The organism is Desulfobacterales bacterium, from assembly GCA_030066985.1.
Classification (GTDB): Bacteria; Desulfobacterota; Desulfobacteria; order Desulfobacterales; family JAHEIW01; genus JAHEIW01.
Map to the genome: position 1 here is coordinate 1 of JASJAN010000017.1, position 19,668 is coordinate 19,668.

Annotated in this window: 16 protein-coding genes; 11 read left to right on the forward strand and 5 right to left on the reverse strand. The window is 51.1% G+C overall.

All coding sequences use genetic code 11. From position 1 onward, the window contains the following. The first annotated feature begins 665 nt into the window (after positions 1–665). Positions 666–2,051 carry a sigma 54-interacting transcriptional regulator gene (locus tag QNJ26_09600; protein ID MDJ0985786.1) on the forward strand — a complete coding sequence of 462 codons (1,386 nt, stop codon included), beginning with the start codon at positions 666–668 and terminating at the stop codon, positions 2,049–2,051. Between the two features lie 130 nt (positions 2,052–2,181). Here QNJ26_09600 and QNJ26_09605 read toward each other — a convergent pair whose 3' ends face one another. Beyond that, positions 2,182–3,120, reverse strand: a complete 939-nt coding sequence (locus QNJ26_09605; protein MDJ0985787.1) for a hypothetical protein — start codon at positions 3,118–3,120, stop codon at positions 2,182–2,184. Positions 3,121–3,380: 260 nt separating this feature from the next. Between QNJ26_09605 and QNJ26_09610 the strand changes: the two genes are divergently transcribed. Both QNJ26_09610 and QNJ26_09615 read left to right on the forward strand, forming a co-directional pair. Continuing rightward, positions 3,381–3,869 (forward strand): GNAT family N-acetyltransferase, encoded by a 489-nt coding sequence (locus QNJ26_09610; protein ID MDJ0985788.1) that lies wholly within the window; start codon positions 3,381–3,383, stop codon positions 3,867–3,869. Between the two features lie 304 nt (positions 3,870–4,173). After that, a complete protein-coding gene (locus QNJ26_09615) occupies positions 4,174–4,854 on the forward strand; it encodes a hypothetical protein (protein MDJ0985789.1) in 681 nt (226 codons plus the stop codon). A 291-nt stretch (positions 4,855–5,145) separates the two neighbouring features. Here QNJ26_09615 and QNJ26_09620 read toward each other — a convergent pair whose 3' ends face one another. Continuing rightward, positions 5,146–5,739, reverse strand: a complete 594-nt coding sequence (locus tag QNJ26_09620; GenBank protein ID MDJ0985790.1) for a helix-turn-helix domain-containing protein — start codon at positions 5,737–5,739, stop codon at positions 5,146–5,148. Between the two features lie 336 nt (positions 5,740–6,075). Between QNJ26_09620 and QNJ26_09625 the strand changes: the two genes are divergently transcribed. The 6 genes from QNJ26_09625 to QNJ26_09650 all read left to right on the forward strand — a co-directional run bounded on the left by QNJ26_09625 (position 6,076) and on the right by QNJ26_09650 (position 12,289). After that, positions 6,076–6,375, forward strand: a complete 300-nt coding sequence (locus tag QNJ26_09625) for a helix-hairpin-helix domain-containing protein (GenBank protein ID MDJ0985791.1) — start codon at positions 6,076–6,078, stop codon at positions 6,373–6,375. Positions 6,376–6,471: 96 nt separating this feature from the next. After that, positions 6,472–6,888 (forward strand): four helix bundle protein, encoded by a 417-nt coding sequence (locus tag QNJ26_09630; GenBank protein ID MDJ0985792.1) that lies wholly within the window; start codon positions 6,472–6,474, stop codon positions 6,886–6,888. 72 nt (positions 6,889–6,960) lie between these two features. Beyond that, a complete protein-coding gene (locus QNJ26_09635; protein ID MDJ0985793.1) occupies positions 6,961–7,503 on the forward strand; it encodes a hypothetical protein in 543 nt (180 codons plus the stop codon). Between the two features lie 182 nt (positions 7,504–7,685). Further along, entirely contained in the window at positions 7,686–8,852 is a 1,167-nt protein-coding gene (locus QNJ26_09640) for an aminotransferase class V-fold PLP-dependent enzyme (GenBank protein ID MDJ0985794.1), read from the forward strand. A 346-nt stretch (positions 8,853–9,198) separates the two neighbouring features. Beyond that, positions 9,199–10,875: a hypothetical protein gene (locus QNJ26_09645; protein MDJ0985795.1), complete on the forward strand. Its 1,677-nt coding sequence runs from the start codon at positions 9,199–9,201 to the stop codon at positions 10,873–10,875. Between the two features lie 253 nt (positions 10,876–11,128). Then, positions 11,129–12,289, forward strand: a complete 1,161-nt coding sequence (locus QNJ26_09650; protein ID MDJ0985796.1) for a hypothetical protein — start codon at positions 11,129–11,131, stop codon at positions 12,287–12,289. Positions 12,290–12,445: 156 nt separating this feature from the next. Here the strand turns inward: QNJ26_09650 and QNJ26_09655 are convergent, their stop codons facing one another. After that, positions 12,446–13,108: an OmpA family protein gene (locus QNJ26_09655; protein MDJ0985797.1), complete on the reverse strand. Its 663-nt coding sequence runs from the start codon at positions 13,106–13,108 to the stop codon at positions 12,446–12,448. Between the two features lie 301 nt (positions 13,109–13,409). Between QNJ26_09655 and QNJ26_09660 the strand changes: the two genes are divergently transcribed. Together QNJ26_09660 and QNJ26_09665 are read left to right on the forward strand one after the other, a co-directional pair. Continuing rightward, positions 13,410–14,900: a CAP domain-containing protein gene (locus QNJ26_09660; protein ID MDJ0985798.1), complete on the forward strand. Its 1,491-nt coding sequence runs from the start codon at positions 13,410–13,412 to the stop codon at positions 14,898–14,900. A 220-nt stretch (positions 14,901–15,120) separates the two neighbouring features. Beyond that, entirely contained in the window at positions 15,121–16,086 is a 966-nt protein-coding gene (locus tag QNJ26_09665; protein MDJ0985799.1) for a threonine/serine dehydratase, read from the forward strand. An 84-nt stretch (positions 16,087–16,170) separates the two neighbouring features. Here QNJ26_09665 and QNJ26_09670 read toward each other — a convergent pair whose 3' ends face one another. Together QNJ26_09670 and cls are read right to left on the reverse strand one after the other, a co-directional pair. Next, complete coding sequence (locus QNJ26_09670) at positions 16,171–18,045, reverse strand: Na/Pi cotransporter family protein (GenBank protein ID MDJ0985800.1); 1,875 nt, start codon at positions 18,043–18,045, stop codon at positions 16,171–16,173. Between the two features lie 152 nt (positions 18,046–18,197). Beyond that, positions 18,198–19,616 (reverse strand): cardiolipin synthase, encoded by a 1,419-nt coding sequence (gene cls, locus QNJ26_09675; GenBank protein MDJ0985801.1) that lies wholly within the window; start codon positions 19,614–19,616, stop codon positions 18,198–18,200. Positions 19,617–19,668 lie beyond the last annotated feature (52 nt).

A 19,668-nucleotide genomic window follows, 5' to 3' on the forward strand; every position in this document is an offset into this window, starting at 1 on the left:
TATTCAGGTAACGTAAAGATAGCAAAGCCCATGCCAACACACTAATGCACGCTAAATTTTACAACTTACTGAATTTTATAAATATTTTTTTACACTAAACTTTTATAACCGGCATTTCTCCGGCAGGTGTTAATCTCTTCGCAGTTAACAGGTTAACACTTAAGACCTTTCATCTGCAGGTTATGCCCCATCTGTTGCCAATACACCGTTGATACGCTATCTGAGTTGAACAATCAGGGCAACAATCATACAGAAGCAAATTTTTTTCACTTACACATAAACCGACAGATATCCCAATCATAGAATCCGTAATTTAAATTATTACAATATATTATAGCCAATTATGCGGTCTGTTTAATCGGCACCACAGTCATAAATATTCCCGCTTTTTGATATTCTTGGTAAACAGCCATTTCTTTCATTGTAATCGTTAACACAAAGTGTTAAGTTAACACTCTTAGGTTAATAGTGTTAACAGTTTTTTGCATTCGATAATGAATTTCACCAGGCAGATAAAAATGGCGAAGCAATCTGCTAATTGCTTGTCTGGCCTGGCTCGACAGCGATTAGGCAGGTAAATTATTGAGCACAATTGTCTGTTCGACTTAAACTGAAGCGCTTGAAATGACTAGCGCACGAATTTTGCATCCAAGGAGCGCATGCTAATGGACATCGCTAAATACTGGAAAACCATTGTTGATACCTTACAGGACGGTCTGATGGTCATTGACCCGGAGGGCAATATCCTGGCCATGAATCCAGCGGCTGAAAGGCTGACCGGCTATTCAGCCGATGAGCTGGTCGGTCAAAATTGCCGGATCTTAAATTGCACCGGCTGCGAGCTGTATGGGCGCGGCCCCGGAAAAGAGTGGTGCAGCTTGTTTGAAAAAGGTATCGTCACCGCCAAGAAATGCCTAATTTCCAGGAAAGACCGGCGCGCGTTGCATGTCGTCAAGAATGCAACCGTGCTTAAAGATCCTGAGGGGCAGATGATCGGATCGGTGGAAACCTTGACCGATATCTCTGAAATCGTGCGCCAGCAGGAGGAAATCCTGACCCTGCGCAAAAGCTGTCGGCTGGAGGACCAACACCACGGGCTGCTGGGCGAATCGCCGCCGATGCAGCGCCTTTTTGAACTCATCGAGAATGTGGCCCAGACCGACGCACCGGTACTCATCCACGGTCAGAGCGGTACCGGCAAAGAACTGGTGGCCCGCGCCATTCATGAAGATAGCCCCAGAAAAGACAAGCCCTTTATTAAAGTCAACTGCGCCGCGCTGAATGAAAATCTGTTGGAAAGTGAGCTTTTCGGCCATGAAAAAGGCTCTTATACCGGCGCCGACCGAACCCGTATCGGTCGTTTTGAAGCCGCCCACGAGGGCACGATCTTTTTAGATGAAATCGGCGACATCCCGTTGGGCATTCAGGTGAAGCTGCTGCGGGTTCTGGAAGAAAAAGAAATTGAACGCGTCGGTGATCATAAGCCGATTCCGGTTGATGTCAGAATTATCTCAGCTACCAACAAAGATATCGAAGACCTGATCGCCCAGGAACACTTTCGTGAAGACCTGTTTTTCCGCATCAACGTGTTTCCACTTAAATGCCCTTCCCTTTCCGAGCGACTCGATGATATCCACCTGATGGTACAAAATTTTATTGAACAAAATGCCGAAAAATCCGGCAAAAAAATTGTCGGCCTGACACCGGAAGCCATGGAGGCTCTTTTCACCTATTCCTGGCCCGGTAATGTGCGCGAGTTGCGCAACGCCATCGAATATGCCTTTGTCCTGTGCTCGGGGCATTGGATTGGCGTGGAGCACCTTCCACCGAAAATATCTACCGGTAGCAAGAGACCGTTAACACGCGCGCAGCAAAGCTCTGTATCATGGGAAGAAGATAGGTCAAACCTGTTGGATACACTGCGCCAGGTCGGCGGCAATCAATCTGAAGCCGCACGGCTTTTGGGCGTGAGCCGCGTGACGATTTGGAAGCGCATCAAAAAATACGGTATTGATTTAGAGACAGATTTAACAAAAATAGAGGCAACTTAGATTCAGGTAGGGGCCTTTGACATAACGAAAACATCTGCAAAACAAAACGGCAGCCCGGTGATCGGGCTGCCGTTTTTTCGCTGTAAATGATCGATAATATTAGGGACACTAGCCTTGGCGGCCATGACATCTAGCGACGGTGGCCGCGCCTTCCGCCCCCTCCCGGACGGTTGGCATGCCTTCTGTATTGCCGTCGATCTCTTTTAAACTCACGCACATCCTCTTTGCGGTCCCGACGGTTTTCCCTGCGATCCCGGAAATCCTCTCTGCGATCCCGTCGGTCTTCTCTACGGTCACGAAAATCTTCCCGGCGGTCGCGTCGGTCTTCCCGATGGTCGCGTACATCCTCGCGCCGATCCCAGCGATCTTCGCGGCTGTCCCAACGGTCTTCGCGACGGTCCCATTTATCTTCCCGGCGGTCCCAACGATCTTCGGCTTTATCCCGACGAATGTTTTTGTTTAACTGATTGATGCGTCTTTCCAGCCGGGCCTTTTCTTTGGGGTCATCTGTGTTGGCCAGGCGCTCCTCTAATTTGTTGAGGCGCTTTGCCTTGATGCGATCATCTTTACGATCCCGAATATCTTCGCGGCGGTCCCAGCGGTCTTCACGCCGATCGTATCTGTCTTCAAGTCGATCATAGCGATCTTCCCGGCGGTCTCGCACGTCTTCCCAGCGGTCCCGTCTGTCTTCACGATAGTCCCGGACATCCTCGCGTCGGTCCCAGCGGTCTTCCCGGCGATCCCAACGATCTTCGCGTCGATCAAATTTATCTTCGCGACGGTCCCAGCGATCTTCGGCGCGATCAAAGCGCCGACGCGCATGCCGTCTTTCATCCCGATCCAGTTTACCATCATTGTTTTTATCAAAACGTTTCAGATACTGCTTTCTGAAAGCTGCTTTTTCATTGGCATCGATGGTGCCATCGCCATTGGTATCGATGCGTTGCCGTAAGGACACACCCGGTCGCAAATCGGCGCTTTCTTCTTCAGCCAGAACGGAATTAGGATTTGATGCAAATGCCAGACACAGCGTCACCCCGGTTAATGCCGTCAACAGTTTTTTTCTCATTGCCATTGCCTCCGTTTATATTTTTATCTGCGTTTTCCATGTGGCGGGCCTTGTCTTTACCTGGGTTAAACACAGCGGCGTTGAAAAAGTTTCGCCCGACGTCGATCTTTTTTTAAAAATTAAGCGAACTATACTCAATTATTGTTAAATGGGGTCGAAATCAGATTCGCAGCTCTGTTTTTTTGACAAACTGCATAAAATGTTGAAAAATACAGCTTGGGTTTCAGACTGTTCGATAAATTAGAAACGGAGGCATGCTGATGGTCGATATGCTGGTCAAATTATATGATCTTGAGCCGCAAGGGACATTTTGGACGGAACAAACAGCGCTTGGCATTGAGCTTCGCAAACCCATCGGCCCTGAAAAACACGCCATCATCGCCTGGGTTTGCGATCATTTTGGCGACGGTTGGGCCAGCGAGGTTGATGTGGCCCTGTCCAATCAGCCCCGCACTTGCTATGTGGCCGTCAAAGACAGCAACATCATCGGGTTTGCCTGCTACGATGCCACGTCCTTGGGATTTTTCGGCCCCATCGGGGTGATAAAATCACATCGTAAAAAAAGAACCGGCACGGCGTTGATGTATGCCTGTCTGCTGGATATGAAAAACAAAGGCTATGGCTATGCGGTCGTTGGGGGTGTTGAAGATATTGATTTTTATAAAAACACCGTCGGCGCCATCGAGATACCCGATTCTGCTCCCGGCATTTATACTAACCAGATCAAAGGCATTCCCATTAAAAAATAAATAACCAACCCGGAATCTGCGAACTCTGGTTCTCCGGCCACTGGCTACTCGCGGCTGGCGACTGGCTTTGAGTCCTTGATCAGTGACCGACAGCCAGCTGCCAGGAGCCAGTGACCAGACGCCCGAAATTTGAACATCTGAACCCTTTCTTGCCGTGATATTACCTGTAGGGCGACGACGAGAACCATATCCTCAAGAATTCCCATTTCTAACCGATATAGAACACAGCCGTTAAGTCAGGCAGCTGTGTTGCGACTAATCTCATCAATCGCACGGTTCCAAAATACACACTAAGGAGCAATTTATGAAAACGAAAACGTTAGACTGCTGTACGCTTATCAAAAGCGGACAATTTAACCTCTTATTTTTAGCAACAGCCATCATCGTCTTACTGCTGGCATGTGCCCATACCGAGAAAGTGCTCGTGCCGCCCAAAGTCGATTTGAAAACGTATCCGTCGATTGGTGTGGTTGAATTTTCAACAAATGCCGAAGATACGCTCAAACCCTATGTAACGCAAAATTTCATCGAAAATATTCAGTCAGCGCAACCGGGCACACGTATCCTTGAGCTTGGCGATGCGGATTACCTGATGCGTTCCCTGGGACACAGTCAACTCAATTCCGAAACCATCCAATCGATCGGACAAAAGTATAAAGTGGATGCCATCATATTGGGACATCTGCAAGTCTCACATATAAAGCCTAAAATTAATGTGTACACCGCTGCTAAATCTTTGAATGCCAGAGCCTATATCGAAGCTGCACTGAAAACCCGAATCTTAGAAACAGATAGTGGTGCCACTTGCTGGACCCGGGCCACTTCCGGTAAAACCCAGGTGGCTGCAATTAACTTGATAAAAGATGGCCCGTTTAGCGTCGGTGTCAGCGATCCCAAAGAAAAATATGGCCAACTGGTTCCCAAACTGGTTTATACCAATACCATGGACTTTCGGTCGCGGTACGAATATCGCACCGTAGAGTAAAAGATATTTGTTTTCCTTGGCTTCCATTACAAAGGGGTCTCCGCTTCATGCGAATTCCCCTTTGTAAGCAATTCATGACCGATCAATTTCACAGTTTCTGCTATGCGGGATCATATACCCGGCATAGCTAAACTCATTATTTATAGATCATCTCTTAATTTTTATTTTTTAATTTTTTAATCTGTGTTAATCCCACGCCCGCCATGCGAGCAAGGCGAGGCGGGCGGGTGCGTAATCTGTGGTTAAAAATCCGCATTCCGAAATCTGCAATCCGAAATCCAAAATCCGCAATCAAGAAGACTTGTCCTGCTTCAGATGCTTTTCAATCTCAGCCAGGCGTTTTTTCAGCTCGATGAGCTCTTTGGTTGAATGCTGATCGCGTTGCTTGCGGTCTATGGCTTCGCAAAATGCACGCAAATCTGTATTGATGGCACCGATCAGCAACTGATCTTCAGAGCCGTAGATTTTAGCCAACATTTCAACTGCCATACCGAAACCGGTGGCATCGGCATCGCTTTGCAGGTCATCCACCGATCGCGGTTTCCAACTCACCCGGCGCCGGTAGGGCGACTCCTGACTGGACAGCTCCCCTTTTTCTTCAGCTTCTGCCATCGTATATGCCACCCGTCTCTGGGGGCCCTGACCAAACCGCAGCCAATCCATGGAGCATCCACTGAGCTCGGCTACCTTGTATATCCATCCTGGAGGAACGTCGTCTCGCTTGCGGGCCGCACCGATATTTTGCCGTGTGATGCCTAAATATTTTGCCAGTTGTCCGTCGGATTTGACATGCAGCGCTTCTTTCAGCCGCCCGATGATGTCCTCAGTCTCACTCAATGAAAGCTTCATCTCATTGTTATTATTTTGTTTTTCTTCCTCAGTCATTCTTGGCCCCCGTCGGTCCGGTAAACCAGACATTTGCTTTAGGTAAATTATTTTTGCTTTTAATGCAAATTTTTATTGACAACACTAATTTGCCGGTTTATATGTCATCTTAACACCAAAACGACATAATCTTTATACAACTGATCTAATTTACATAAGAAAGAGATTGTTTATACCATTCAGATTCATTTACATGCAAACTTTAGATAACAGCTGATTTAAAAAAATGCAAGTTTTAGTTGACAATATCCAAATAAATTTTGCGCTGCGTTTCACAGCTTCCCTGCCGCAGGGGCATGGGAATGATGGATACCCCATAATTGAAAGGAGGAAAGCATGCAAAATTTAAGAAGAGTTGTAGCCGTATGTTTAATGGGCCTGATCTTTGCGTCCGGCGTCTGGGCAGATGATGTTGCACAGATAAATATCAACACAGCCACGGCAGAGCAACTGACGCAGTTAAAAGGTATCGGTGCAAGTCATGCCGCCGCTATTGTTGCCTATCGTGAAAAAAATGGGCCCTTCCAGAAAGCGGAAGATTTAATGAAAGTTCCGCGCATCGGACAAAAGACATTTGAAAAAAACAAGGCGCTGATCAGCGTTCAAAATCCCAAAAAACGGCAGGCCAAGAACTAGCGGTTCCATGGCCAAATATCATCAACCGCCTGCCCGGCAGGCGGTTGATATACGATTAATTGCATCTGCACATTTTTATTGAAGGGAGGTTGCATCATGCCAGACAAAATTACCAGTTTCAGGGATTTGCGGGTTTTTCAAAATGCCATGCACACTGCCATGGATATTTTTCATTTGACTGCCAAGTTTCCGCCTGAGGAACAATACGGGTTGACCGATCAACTGCGACAAGCTGCGCGTTTGGTCTGCTCGCAGATTAGCAGGGCCTGGCGCAAAAGGCGCTTTAAGACGCCCTTTATTGCCAAACTAAATGATTCCGAAGGTCACGCCTGTGAGACCCAGGTATGGATTGAATTCGCCCGGCAATGCAAATACCTGGATGATGACACCTGCGAGCAACTCAACGCTGCTTATGAGCAGATAATGGCCCAGCTGGGCAAGATGATCGGTCAAGCCGATAAATGGCTGATTAAAGCTAAACCGAAACAGAACGGAGATTCGCCTCCTGCTTGACGTTTTAGCGCTATAACGACATAATGTTGTAGCGCTAAAATCCACCAAAATGGAGGTTGATATATTATCATCTTGTTACCTGTCGGACCGACTGCCAGAAGAGCAGCGAGACCGGGAAGTGCGATAGCTCTGGGTCTGATCTGCATTCTTCTGGGGCTGCTGATCGCCGGATGTCATAAACAGACAAAGGCCCCCGCGCAAACACCCGAAGAATGCATCGATGCCATCGTGGCGCGTTTGAAAGTATTGCCCGATAAACGGTATCTGCCTACTCTGGACGGCCAGTTAGTCGATCTGCAAGAATTTTTCAACGCCTGTGCCCAAAAAGGGCCGCATTGCGCCTTGTATGATAAATTTTACTATTGGAAAAACGAGGTCAAAGAGATCGAATCCAATTCCACCCGCGGGCGTGTGCGCCATAAAGTCCGCATGTATTACAACCCGCTGTCAACTTGTTATCCGGAAAAAGTAAATCCCGGCAGAACCCACGGGGATGTGGTAGAGACCTACGATCCGGAAGGATTTTTTATGGGTCTGGGCGTCTACATGGGCGACGGGTTGTACGTCACCCTGCCCTATTCCGGCTACAAAGGAAAGAGCCGGTTGTCCATTTAGCCCGCTGCGATGAAAGCGCATTCTAAAAGTCGCACTAATTTTCAAACTTAGTTAAGGACCTATTGTATTTATCCGCGAATTGCCATATGGTAGCCCGGAAAAATAAGGCTACTGCTAACAAGGTTAATGGCCCATGCGCCGTAAAATTCATACCGGCTGAACTAAAGCAAGGATATCCAAAAATGGCAAAACTTATTTATCTTGACAATGGCGCCACTTCTTACCCTAAACCGGAAGAGGTCTACGCGTTCATGGACTCATTTTTCCGGGACTTTGGCGTCAATCCGGGACGCTCCGGTTATGACATGTGTATGGAAACCGGCGCACTGGTGGATAACACCCGCGAGATGATGACCGATTTTTTCGGGGGCACGGATCCCAACCGGCTATGCTTTGGCTATAACTCCACCGATGCGCTTAATTTGATCATTTTCGGTCTGTTACAATCGGGCGATCATGCCATTTCAACAACCGTAGAGCACAATTCGGTGCTGAGACCGCTGTATCATCAGAGCCAATTGCATGGCGTGGAAGTTGACTATGTTCCCTTCGATGACAAAGGCTTTGTCGACCCGGACGATATCAAGCGAAAAATCAAATCCAACACCCGTCTGGTCATTATCAACCATGTCTCCAATGTCATCGGCACGGTTCAGCCGGTTGCCGCCATTGGCCGCATCTGCCGCGAGCAGGGTGTCGTCTTTGCCATCGATGCCTCCCAATCCGCCGGCAAGGTGCCGATCGACATCGACAAAATGCACATTGATGTTGTCGCCTTTACCGGCCATAAATCCTTGATGGGACCCACCGGCATCGGCGGTCTTTACGTTAGAGAAGGCATTGACATCCGGCATACTCGCGCCGGCGGCACAGGGGTTCGATCCGCTGACCGTATGCACCTGGACGATTATCCTTACCGGCTCGAATATGGCACCGGAAATGTCATGGGTATTGCCGGATTGCATGCCGGCTTGAAGTGGATTGCGCAAAAAGGCATCGATAACATTCATGCCCATGAAATGAAGCTGGCGCGTATGGTGCGCGATGGCCTCACGGCCATAGATGGCGTGACACTGCATTGTCAAGATGATTTGAGCGATCATATCAGTGTTCTCAGTTTTAACGTCGACGGCATGGAAGCGCTCGATACCGGCACCCTGTTGGATGGCGAGTATGAGATTGCCTGCCGCACCGGACTTCACTGCGCGCCTCTGGTCCACGAGCAATTGGGCACCGATAAAATCGGCGGATCGGTCCGCATCGGCATCGGCCCGTTTAACACCGAAGCGCACATGAAAACCACTATCGAGGCTGTCAGCGAAATCGCCGAGTTCAAAAAAAAGAAGTAACCAAAATAGCGCGCAATTGATTATTTATCACACGGAGCCCACAGAGAACACAGAGAGATCAAATCTTTTAGTTAAATAAAATCATGTTGCAAATCCTCGGCTAATTTTTCTCGTCAATTCCCTCGGTTCTGCTCCTTAAACGATTTGTTAGGTTGTGGCTTTAGGGTGAAGCCCAAAGCGCTTAGTACGCAGCCCTCCACCAGATCACGCCAACTCAACCCGAAAGGCGCGACTCACAATTGAATAACCCTCAGTCTTGTAATTTTGAACCTCTGAACCTTTGAACCCTTGAACCCTGAACCTTTAGCCCCTATTTTATAGCCATTAAATCATACATGGGGGATTGATGCCGATTCCTAAAATAGATTTTTTCCGGCCCGGGATATGGCAGGAGGGGGCGTTGTTAAAAGAGATTCAGCGCTGCCTGGACGCCACCGATGATCCATACGCATCCGGCCGCTGGCAGTCGGCAGCAGCACCACAGGTTTACGAGGCATATAAACAAACGCTGGGGGGCAGACCCATCGAAGAATTCGACCCGACCGGTTATCTGTCTGTGCTGGGTCTCAAAACCTCCTTGACCGCCGGCCGGACAAATGCCGGTTTGCTGCGCGCATTTCATCTCATCAATGGATATCGCCCGGACCCGCGCTACTTTCCTTTTTCCAAAAAAGTCGGCGCGCTCATCCAAAAGTTTTTTTTAACAGCAAGCCGCGTCGCTCCGGTGCCGATCACTGCCATTGATCGCATCCTTGACCCTGTGGCAGTCAAATGGACCGAAAAAAAACAGAACACCCATCGATACCACACTGCCCCTTATGGTCGTTTCAAAGACATTATCAAGGCAACCCCCTCAAACCTGCCCAGAGAAGATCGCTATCTGGGAATCCTACGCAAACAGATGCGTCAGTATGCATGGGACAGGGGACCGCATGCGGGCAGCATTGATCCGGGGCGACGCGCCGATGAAAACTTTGGCGCCTATGATATGGCAGTTTGGTTCGGATTCAGCAGACAACAGGCCCGCCGCATCGCCATCCAATGCTATAATGTCGATATCAGCCGGACGCATTACCGCGATCCACAGGATGCTGCCAAACCCCGCATTACCGGGACTGTCGGTGAAATCGGCGACATTCAACGGCACTACAACCGTAGTCCGGCCGGGCAGGAAGATACCCGCATCACAGCCGCCCGAATTCACCTGGCGCGCGCCCACCGCCTGGCGGATGAGGGATTTTATGATGCTGCTGAAAAAGAGTTTGCCATCGGTCTACACAGTTTGCAGGATATGTTTTCCCATGCCCAATTAACGCCGTCCGTTCACACCTGCCTGGGTGAGTTTCCCGATCTGGTTAAATACCATCCGTTGGCCATGTTTGAAACCGCCCTGGCCACCGAGGGCTATTTTAAAAAATTCATCGCCGGCTTGAATTTAAAACCACTAGAATCGATATCCGAACGAATACCTGCCAACATGTTTTCAGATTCCTGGATGGGAGGAACTGCCAGCCCGGTTGAGCAAGCAGTCATATCAGATAAGCTGGCCGGTTTTCCTGCAGAACTAATTGCTTTTTTAAAAAACAATGGCGTTCGCATTTTTGTGGGCGCCGCGGAAACCTTGCCGACGGATCTTGGATTCGGCGCGGATCTGGATGGCGACGGCCGCATCACACCGGATCGTTGGGTGAATGTTAGCCAGGACGGCCGGCAGCAATGGTATGAAGTGGAAGATCAATTCGATGACGGCAAAACCTGGGATCAGCAGCCGGCCGCCTACAACCATCCTAACCGTATCATTTTCATCTCAGCCAGTATTTTAAAAGATCCTGAATTGGACGCCATTTTAAAACACGAAATTCACCACGCCATCGATTGCAGCTTGCAGGATGATCCCCAATTGAGTGTTAAATGGCAGGCCTATCTCGACAGGCTTTACAACACAGCGCGGCGCCAGGGAATCATCGCCTTTGATGAGATGGATAAGCATGAATTCTTCGCCCAAACCTCAAAGCTATCTTAAAAATGCATCTAATCCGCCAATATTCGTGGCGGATTTAAAACCGATTCAAAATGCTCGAATACTGACGTGTATGCTCCACTTTTGAATCGGTTTTTGCCTTGCCCTTGAACGTGATCTGCTATTTTTAAGATAGCTTTGGGTTTCATATTTTTAATTTTTTTAATATGTGCATTCAGATTTTACTTAACTAATGACCGATTTTTTGCTTGTTTTATAGTGTAGAATATTGTGAATATGTTCTCTGGACAATTCTATGAAAAAATATTTTGACATACTCGAACTGAATGAATCGGCCTCGATTGACGATTTAGAGCACGCTTATAAGGAATTGAGCAACGCCTGGCGCCCGGAAAATTTCCAGAATCTGCCGCGCTATCGGCGCAAGGCGGAATTGAAATTAAATGAAATCAACGAAGCCTATGAACGGCTAAAATCATACTTGCAGGCCAAACCACATCTAGCGGGTCATGTTCATCAACCCGATTCTGAAGCAGCACCTGTTAAAATTGAACCGGATCTGGACTATCCACAATCCGATCCGAAGCCCGGCTCCCCTTCAGAACGGTTGTCTGATTCTGAAGCAGAACCGGTTCTGGACCCCCCAGCGGAGCCGCCTCCCTGGGAGCCCGACTACCCTGCAGAGGCTCCTGACGTCATTCACCGGCCGCATATTCAAAAAACCGTCCAAAAAAGCCTCGTATTTGGCTTTGTGGCCATCATAGCGGTTTTGGGCGTCCTGCTGCTGTATCGTGTTCTTGACCGCCAACCGCCCGCGGAGCCCCAGAAAGCAAGCATAGAGGCGGCATCTAAAGCCGAGCCAAAACCGACTGCAGCCCGTCCTAAAAAAGAGCCGACGCCTCAAGCAAAAGAGATTGCAAAAACCGAGACAGCCGCCCAGACACCACAGCAACCCGCATTAAAAAAGCCACTCACAAAAGCTGAGACGAGGATTCAACAACAAGCACCGCCCGCAGCAGCGCCGGCTCCTGAGAAGATCAACTATCAAGAGGCCTTGTCCGAAGAAATTTTGAGCCCATACAATCGGGACCCGGCCCGGATCAGACGGATCCAGAAAAGCCTGATTGCCAACGGCTATGATACCGGACCGCTTGACGGAATTATCGGCCCTCACACCAGCGCTGCTCTGCAGCAATTTGCCGATGACCACCATATGAGATCCGACACGCTATTTGCACCGGATTTGGCCGAGGCGGTGGTGCTTTATGCAGAAGTGGCTGCTCAACACACCAACTGGCACCAGATTATCGCAGATGATGATTTTGCTGCCTGGCTCAACACTCAGACCTATTATCGGGCAGACCAGATTAAGGCATTTAAAAGTTCAGCCACCGCCCGCCAGGTCAATGACATCATCGATCTGTATAAGCTGGAACACAACATGCGTTCCGATTAGTTTCAGTTTCCTTTAACCGAAACCCTGAGCGAAGTCGAAGGGCAACCTTGCTTCTGCTTGCCGCGGCGTCTTGTCCCGGCGACTTGTGGGGTCGAAGCCCGATGGGCGAAGCCCCAAGCTCGGAGAGCGAAGCCGGGTCCTCTGTCCTCTGTATACCTATGTGGTACTCCCATCCACCAGCGGTATAATTCTCAAGGTCACCCTTCTGTTCACAGCATTGTTCGAAGAGACCGGTTGGGATTCACCAAAACCCACAGAGCGAATCCTTTTGGGATCAATACCGCGCTGAATCAGCACATTTTTAACAGCCGCTGCGCGGCGTTCGGACAACTGCTGATTATAGAGTTCGGTACCGACCGCGTCGGTGTGGCCTTCGACCTGAATGGCGGTGTGGTTGTATTTCTGCAGCACGGGTGTGACGCGATTGATTTCGGCAAATCCGCCGGATTTAACGCTGGCTGAATCAAAATCAAAGAAGACATCGCCCGTAAAAGTGGCCAGAAGAATATCGGTGTTTTCCCGATCCCGCTCGATGCTGGCGCGGTTGTATGCTCTTGACTCTGCCAGGGCAGCATTCAGATCGGCTTCCTGCCGGTCCATGTAAGAAGCCACCTGGTAACCGGCCAGACCACCGAGCCCGGCGCCAACCAATCCGCCAATCCATGCGCCGGTATTGCCACCATAGGCGCCTCCGATGACTGCTCCCACACCAGCCCCGCCAACGGTCCCGACGGCGGTTCCGGTTTGCTGTCGTTGAGACATTCCCGTACATGCAATTAACGATGTAACCAGTATCAGCCCTATCAGTTTCTTTTTCATCTGTGCTCTCCTTCCTCGATTATAGAATCGACCCGGAATTTTAAGGCCTATGACGCAACTGATTTTGGAAAGGTTTACAAAACCGGATCAGGTGCCGGTGTGTGACATTTTTTGTACGGCCTGTTTATTAAATTTGTCACTTTGAAATAAAACATTGCGACCCGGGGCGTGTAACCACTGGGTATTATTCTCTTTAAGATAAACGAAATCCCATGGTGCGATTATTGCAAAATTACAGCAGGTTAATAGCGCCTATATCTATTTAACTATAAACCGATACAACTATTTGGGGGGCGAGCCAGTGAAACGGATACTGAGTTTATTGTCGTGCTGCTTTTTTTTGCTCTGCGGAAACGCTTATGCCGACTTTGCATCCGAAGTAATTGATCTGGTCAACATTGAAAGGGATGCTGAAGGCCTGCCGCCGCTCAGCTATGATGCCAGCCTGGCAACTGCCGCTCAGGGTCACTCCGAGGACATGGGATTGCAAAACTATTTCAGTCATACGGGACTTGACGGACGAACCGCTTGCGTTCGCATCACAGACGCCGGCTACACCTGGAATTACTGTGGTGAAAATATCGCTGCCGGGCAGCCGACGCCTGAGGATGTGATCGACACCTGGATGGCCAGTCCCGGACACCGCGCCAATATTCTCAACCCCAATTTTTGCGATATCGGTGTTGGCTATGCGTATGTGGCCAGCAGCAACTATGGTCATTACTGGACCCAGAATTTTGGGCGCCGCAGCGGCTTCAGCGCCTGTCCGGAAATTGCCACCTATACATTTTCAGCTACCGCAGGCGCAGGGGGCAGTATCGTCCCCCAGGGCAACTTCTCAATCGATCAGGGCAGTGATATCACCTTCACTATCACCCCCGACGCCGGTTACAGCGTGGCCGAAATTTTGGTGGATGGTGTTGCCGCCACTATTACCACCAGCTACACATTTGAGAATGTTAGCAGCAATCACACCATTGCGGTCAGCTTTGCGGTCAACCAGTTGCCGCCGACTGCCAATGCAGGCCCCGATCAGAGTGTTGTTGAGGGCGCAACTGTTACCCTGGATGGATCGCAGTCATCTGATCCCAACGATGCAATTGTCAGTTACGAATGGAACCAGACCAATGGTCCGGCAATTACCTTATCGGACGCCGACGCCGTTCGGCCCACCTTTGTGGCCGCACCAGTTAGCGCCGACGCAACCGTGATGTTTCAATTAACCGTGACCGACTCGGGCGGTGATTCCGATTCGGATACGGTAGAAATCGACATCACCGAAAACGGCATCCAATCGGTACCCAACGATGCCATCGCCCTTGAGACCACGACCCAATCAGTGCTGGGTTTAAAACCGGATAATGGCTCTCATCTGGTCAGCTTGCAGCCAGTCGATCCCGACGGTGCGGAAATTACAATTCGGAACGGGATGCCCGAAGACATGCGATACGGCCTGCTGGACTTTAAAATCAAAGTGGACATCCCCGGCAGCAGCGCCACTGTCACCGTCTTGTTGCCCGAGCCCATGCCGCAGGGCTATAAATGGTTTAAGTACAGCCAGAGCGAGGGCTGGTATGACTACAGCGCACACGTTTCCCTTAATGGCGACCGCACCCAGTTGAGCATTACCCTGGTCGACGGCGGCACTGGCGATGATGACAATCAGCAAAACGGCATCATCGCTGATCCATCCGGTATGGGCGCTGCGCCCAGCGGCTCCGGTTCATCAGGCGGCGGGGGTGGCTGTTTCATCAATACCTTGGCTGACCATTTTATCGGGATACAGTTTTAAACTTGTCTGGTGACTTACTTCCACTGACTGGGTGCTTGAATTTATACAAGGTTTCAGTGTTCAGGTGTCAGGTGTCAGTTTTTGGAAAACAACTTAAAGTAGCGGCAATTTAAGCATTTTACCTTTCCTGTATTTTCTGACATCTGTTTTCTGACATCTGACCACTGATTCCTGAATAAAACCCTTGACTCACGGGCGCTGTTCTTGGACAAATAAGTCTATGGCGCCCCTATCCATTGAAGAAATTCGCAACGCCCGCCGCAACTTGCAGGGCATCATCCGACAAACACCGTTTGAGCGCTCCGCTCCTCTGGGCGATCATACCGGAATGGCGGTCTATCTCAAAGCCGAGTGTTTGCAGCATACCGGCTCTTTTAAAATCCGGGGGGCCTATCACAAGATCGCCTCGCTGGATGCAAACCAGAAGGCCATCGGCATTGTCACCAGCTCGGCCGGCAATCATGCCCAGGGTGTGGGTTTGGCCGTCAGAACCTTTAAAATGCCCTGCCGCATTTATGTGCCGCAAACCGTTCCGCACAATAAACTGGAAGCCATTCGGCAATACCCGGTTGAAGTGGTGATCGAGGGCCGCCTGTTCGATGAAGCCCATGCAGCGGCCCTGGCGGATGCGAAGTCCTCCGGGCGAGTTTTTATACCGGCTTTTGACGACCCGCTGATCATGGCAGGGCACGGGACCGTAGGTCTGGAGATGCTGGAGGCGGTTTCCGATCTGGATACCGTGATTGTGCCGGTGGGCGGCGGGGGGTTGGTCGCCGGGGTGGCTACGGCCGTTAAAGCAATCAAACCGGCCATGCGGGTCGTCGGTTGCCAGTCGATGGCCTCCTGCGCCATGACGCGCTCCCTGGCGGAAAACCGGCCGTATCTGACCTTCGATTCGGAAGAAACCATTGCCGAGGGGCTGGAGGGGGGCATCAGTGACATCACCTTCGAGCTTGGTCAACGCCTGATTGACCAAATGGTGCTGGTCGCAGAAGATGATATCCGGTCTGCCATCCGCTTCTTGCATAAGCAACATGAGCTGGTGGTGGAAGGCTCCGGAGCAGTCGGTGTGGCCGCCCTGCTGCACGGCCATTGGTCGGACCCTGGTAGCAAAGTTGGTGTGGTTTTAACCGGCGGCAACCTGGATGAGCAGCTGTTAAAACAAATCACCGCCGACTCGCCTTGAGCTCGACAACCATACATCGATCTCTCGAAAACTCAAACCATCAAACTCGCGCAACCCGCAACGCGCACCTCGCAACTTGGCATTTTACGCCGCCAGCTCTCCGGCCAGAACGGCGCGCGGCAGCACCGAGATCGCCATGCGCTCGGCTACCCCGTAAATCCGCCGCATCTTGTCCAGCAGGTCGACCTGCACCCGGTGCTTGAGCAGGCGCTGGGGATCGTCCTGGGCTAAACGAGCAGCTTGCTGTTGGAGCAGATCGCGGCCAAGTTTCCAGAGCTCATCGCGGCGCGCGACAACCGCCTGGGCTGCGCGCTCGTCTTTTTTCACAATCGCCTGCAGACCTGCACGGGCAGCCTCACGTGTTGCCGCATAATGTTTTCCGATCAAAGTGCCGGTCGTATCACTGGCAGTGAGATTCTCTCGCTTGAAGATTTCGCCCAGGTGGACAAACTCACGGCCGATGACAGCACTGATGCTTTCGATTTCACTGGTGGCAGACACAAGCTGGGCAAGCTCGTCTGATTCAATATCCGTCAGGTTCTCACGGCCGACTTGCTGCAGGTAATGTAAAACCTCCTCACGAAGCACCACCACCTGATCATGATGTTGCGAGACCTCGCGAAAATCCCGGTTCTGGAAAGCCGCGGGCACGTCCTCCAGCATCTGATCAACCAGTTCGGCCATGTGACCCAACTCGAGGCGTGCGCGCTCGAGCGCCAGGGAGGGCACGCGCATCAGCTCTTTGTCCAAAAACTTGGGCTGTACGATGACCGTTTCGGCCGTCTCGCGCTCCGGCACCAGCACGCGTACCAGGCGGGCGAGCAGCCCGCTAAACGGCAGAAAGATGACCATATTGGCGACCGCCCAGATGGTGGCCGCATTGGCGATCTGTCGCGGCACTTCGTGTGCGAGGCGTTCAACACCCTGCAACTCCGGATAAGAAGCTGACGCCCAGACAGCCAGGCTGGCCAGTTGATCGATGAAGGCAATCCATATCGCAGCCCCGAGCACGTTGTAAACGACGTGCACGGCAGCTGCCCGCAGCGCATCCTGGGGTTTGCCCAGCGAGGCCAGCAGCGCTGTTACACAGGTGCCGATTTTGGCGCCGAAAACGATCGCAATTCCGGCCGGCAGGGTCACAAAACCCTGGGTAGCCATTACCACCGCCAGACCGATGGTCGCCGAAGACGACTGCACCAGGGCTGTGAAAAGCGCGCCAACAAACATCCCGAAAATCGGTCGTTCCATGGAGCGCATCAACTCAATGAAGCCCTCATGGGTTCGCAATGGTGACATGGCGTCGCCCATGGCCGCCATGCCATAGAAGATCAAGCCCAGGCCCATCAGCATGTCACCGTAGTGTCGTGCGCGGCTGTTTTTACCGATAAAGATCATGCAAAAACCAATGGTAATCAGGGGCAAGGCCGCCGCGGTGACGTTGAAAGCCACAATCTGGGCTGTGACGGTGGTGCCCACATTGGCGCCGATAATCACACCCACTGACTGCACCAGCGTCATCAGGCCGGCACTCACAAAACCGACCACCAAAACGGTTGTGACCGATGAGGATTGGATCACGGCTGTCACCAGGGCCCCGGTGAACGCCCCGGTGACTGCGTTGCGGGTCAGCTTGGTCAACAGGATCTTCATTTGCTCGCCGGCTGCGGCTTTGAGGCCGTCGGTCATTTTTTCCATACCGTACAAAAACAGCGCAAGCCCTCCGAGCAGCCCCACTCCCATGGCCAAAAAATTGATGGGTTTCGCAGCGCCCTCTTCGGCTGACGCGCTCTGCGGCCAGAGCAAAACAATGGCTGCGAGCGCAACCAGAAAGAACGCCTGGCGACACCTCAATTGCCACAGGTTGTATCTGTCTGCACGCGTTATTGATGGCTTCGACGCCGAATTTTGATCGTTTTGTAAAGGCATGTCTTTCAATTTATTCTTTTTATTTGACTTCATTTTGAACCTCAGTACTGGCGTTTATATGGCCTCTTTTCACCAATGATTTTCATTACGTCAAAAAATATAGCTGAAAAGATATGCATCCTATTCAATGCGGTAAAGAGCAAGTTGATATTTTACCCACCGGAAGGTTGAAAACAAGATTGGCTTTACAGCAAGGGCGACGCCAAGCGGGCAATGCGGGCGGCAACCCGAAATCGAAGCGGTTTGTTGTCAAATTGCTCACGACGCACCGGCTCACATAAGGCCAAATCGGCTTTTAACATCTCTTCCACTTCTTGAACAAAACGATCACCGGCAACAAGGGCTGTGGCTTCAAAGTTGAGGTAAATGGCCCGGTTGTCCAGATTGACGGTGCCAACGCCTGCCAAGCGGTCGTCCACCAAAAACACCTTTTGATGCATAAAGCGGTCCTGGTAGCGAAAAAGCCGAACCCCACAATCCAGCATCTCCCCGTAATAGGTGAATGAGGCCAGCTCGACAAGGCGATGATCGGCCTTTCCGGGCAGCAGAATGCGTACATCCACACCGCGGATGGCGGCGGCCTGCAGTGCACGCACCAGGACATCATCGGGTACAAAATAGGGACTCGTTAACCACAATCGTCGTTGTGCTGTGTGGACGATGGTTGCAAACAGAGCGCTGCAGTTCGGCTTGGTGTCGGCCGGTCCGGTGTTGACGATGGCAACTTTCTGGTCATCGCTGTCGGATCGGTGGATCTCTTTGCTGATCTCTGGAACCTGCCGAGTGGCCCAGTACCAGTCTTTGAGGATGGAGAACTGAATATGCTGGGCAGCCGGACCCTCTAATCTCAGATGGGTATCTCGAAAGGTCAGGTACTCGTCGGCCAAGTTATGCCCACCGACAAAGCCGATGCGCCCGTCGACAACCAGCAGCTTGCGGTGATTGCGAAAGTTGATCTGAAAACGGTTGCGACGCCCCCGGGTGGTTTTAAAGCCGGACACCTCGACCGATGCTTTCCGCAGCGCATCCAGATAATTGGCCGACAAACCAAGGCAGCCGATCTCATCATATAGAAAATAAACCCGTACCCCGGCCTGCGCTTTTTCGATCAGGGCATCACGCAAACGGCGCGCAACACTGCCATCTTTGACGATGTAAAACTGGACGAGCACATAGGATTCGGCCTCCGCGATGGCATCCAGCATTGCCCCGTAAGTCGCCTCACCATCCACGAGCAAATCGACACGATTACCCCTTGTAAATGGAATCTTGGTGAGGCCACGTACCAGGTCCTCGACAGCCTCGAGCCCTTCCTGCGGTTCTGCAGCTGTCGCCTCCATGCGCGCAAACCAGTCCGTCAGGCGCTGCCCGACAACGGCTTCTTTTTCCCGCAGAGCTGTCTGGTAGCCATGGAAGCGCGTGCGGCCAAATATAATATAGATGGGAATCGTAACGAATGGCAGCGCAACCAGGGCAATGGACCAGGCAATGGCGGCTTGAGACGAGCGTGGTCGCATGACTGCGTCAACGGCCAGCAATATGCCGATAAGCTCGACCACGGCCAAAACGACCGCAACCAGGGTCACATCATATAAATCAATCATATAAGCGCTCCTTACTGCTTCGCCAAAGATAAAAAAGGACAAGCTTTGATTT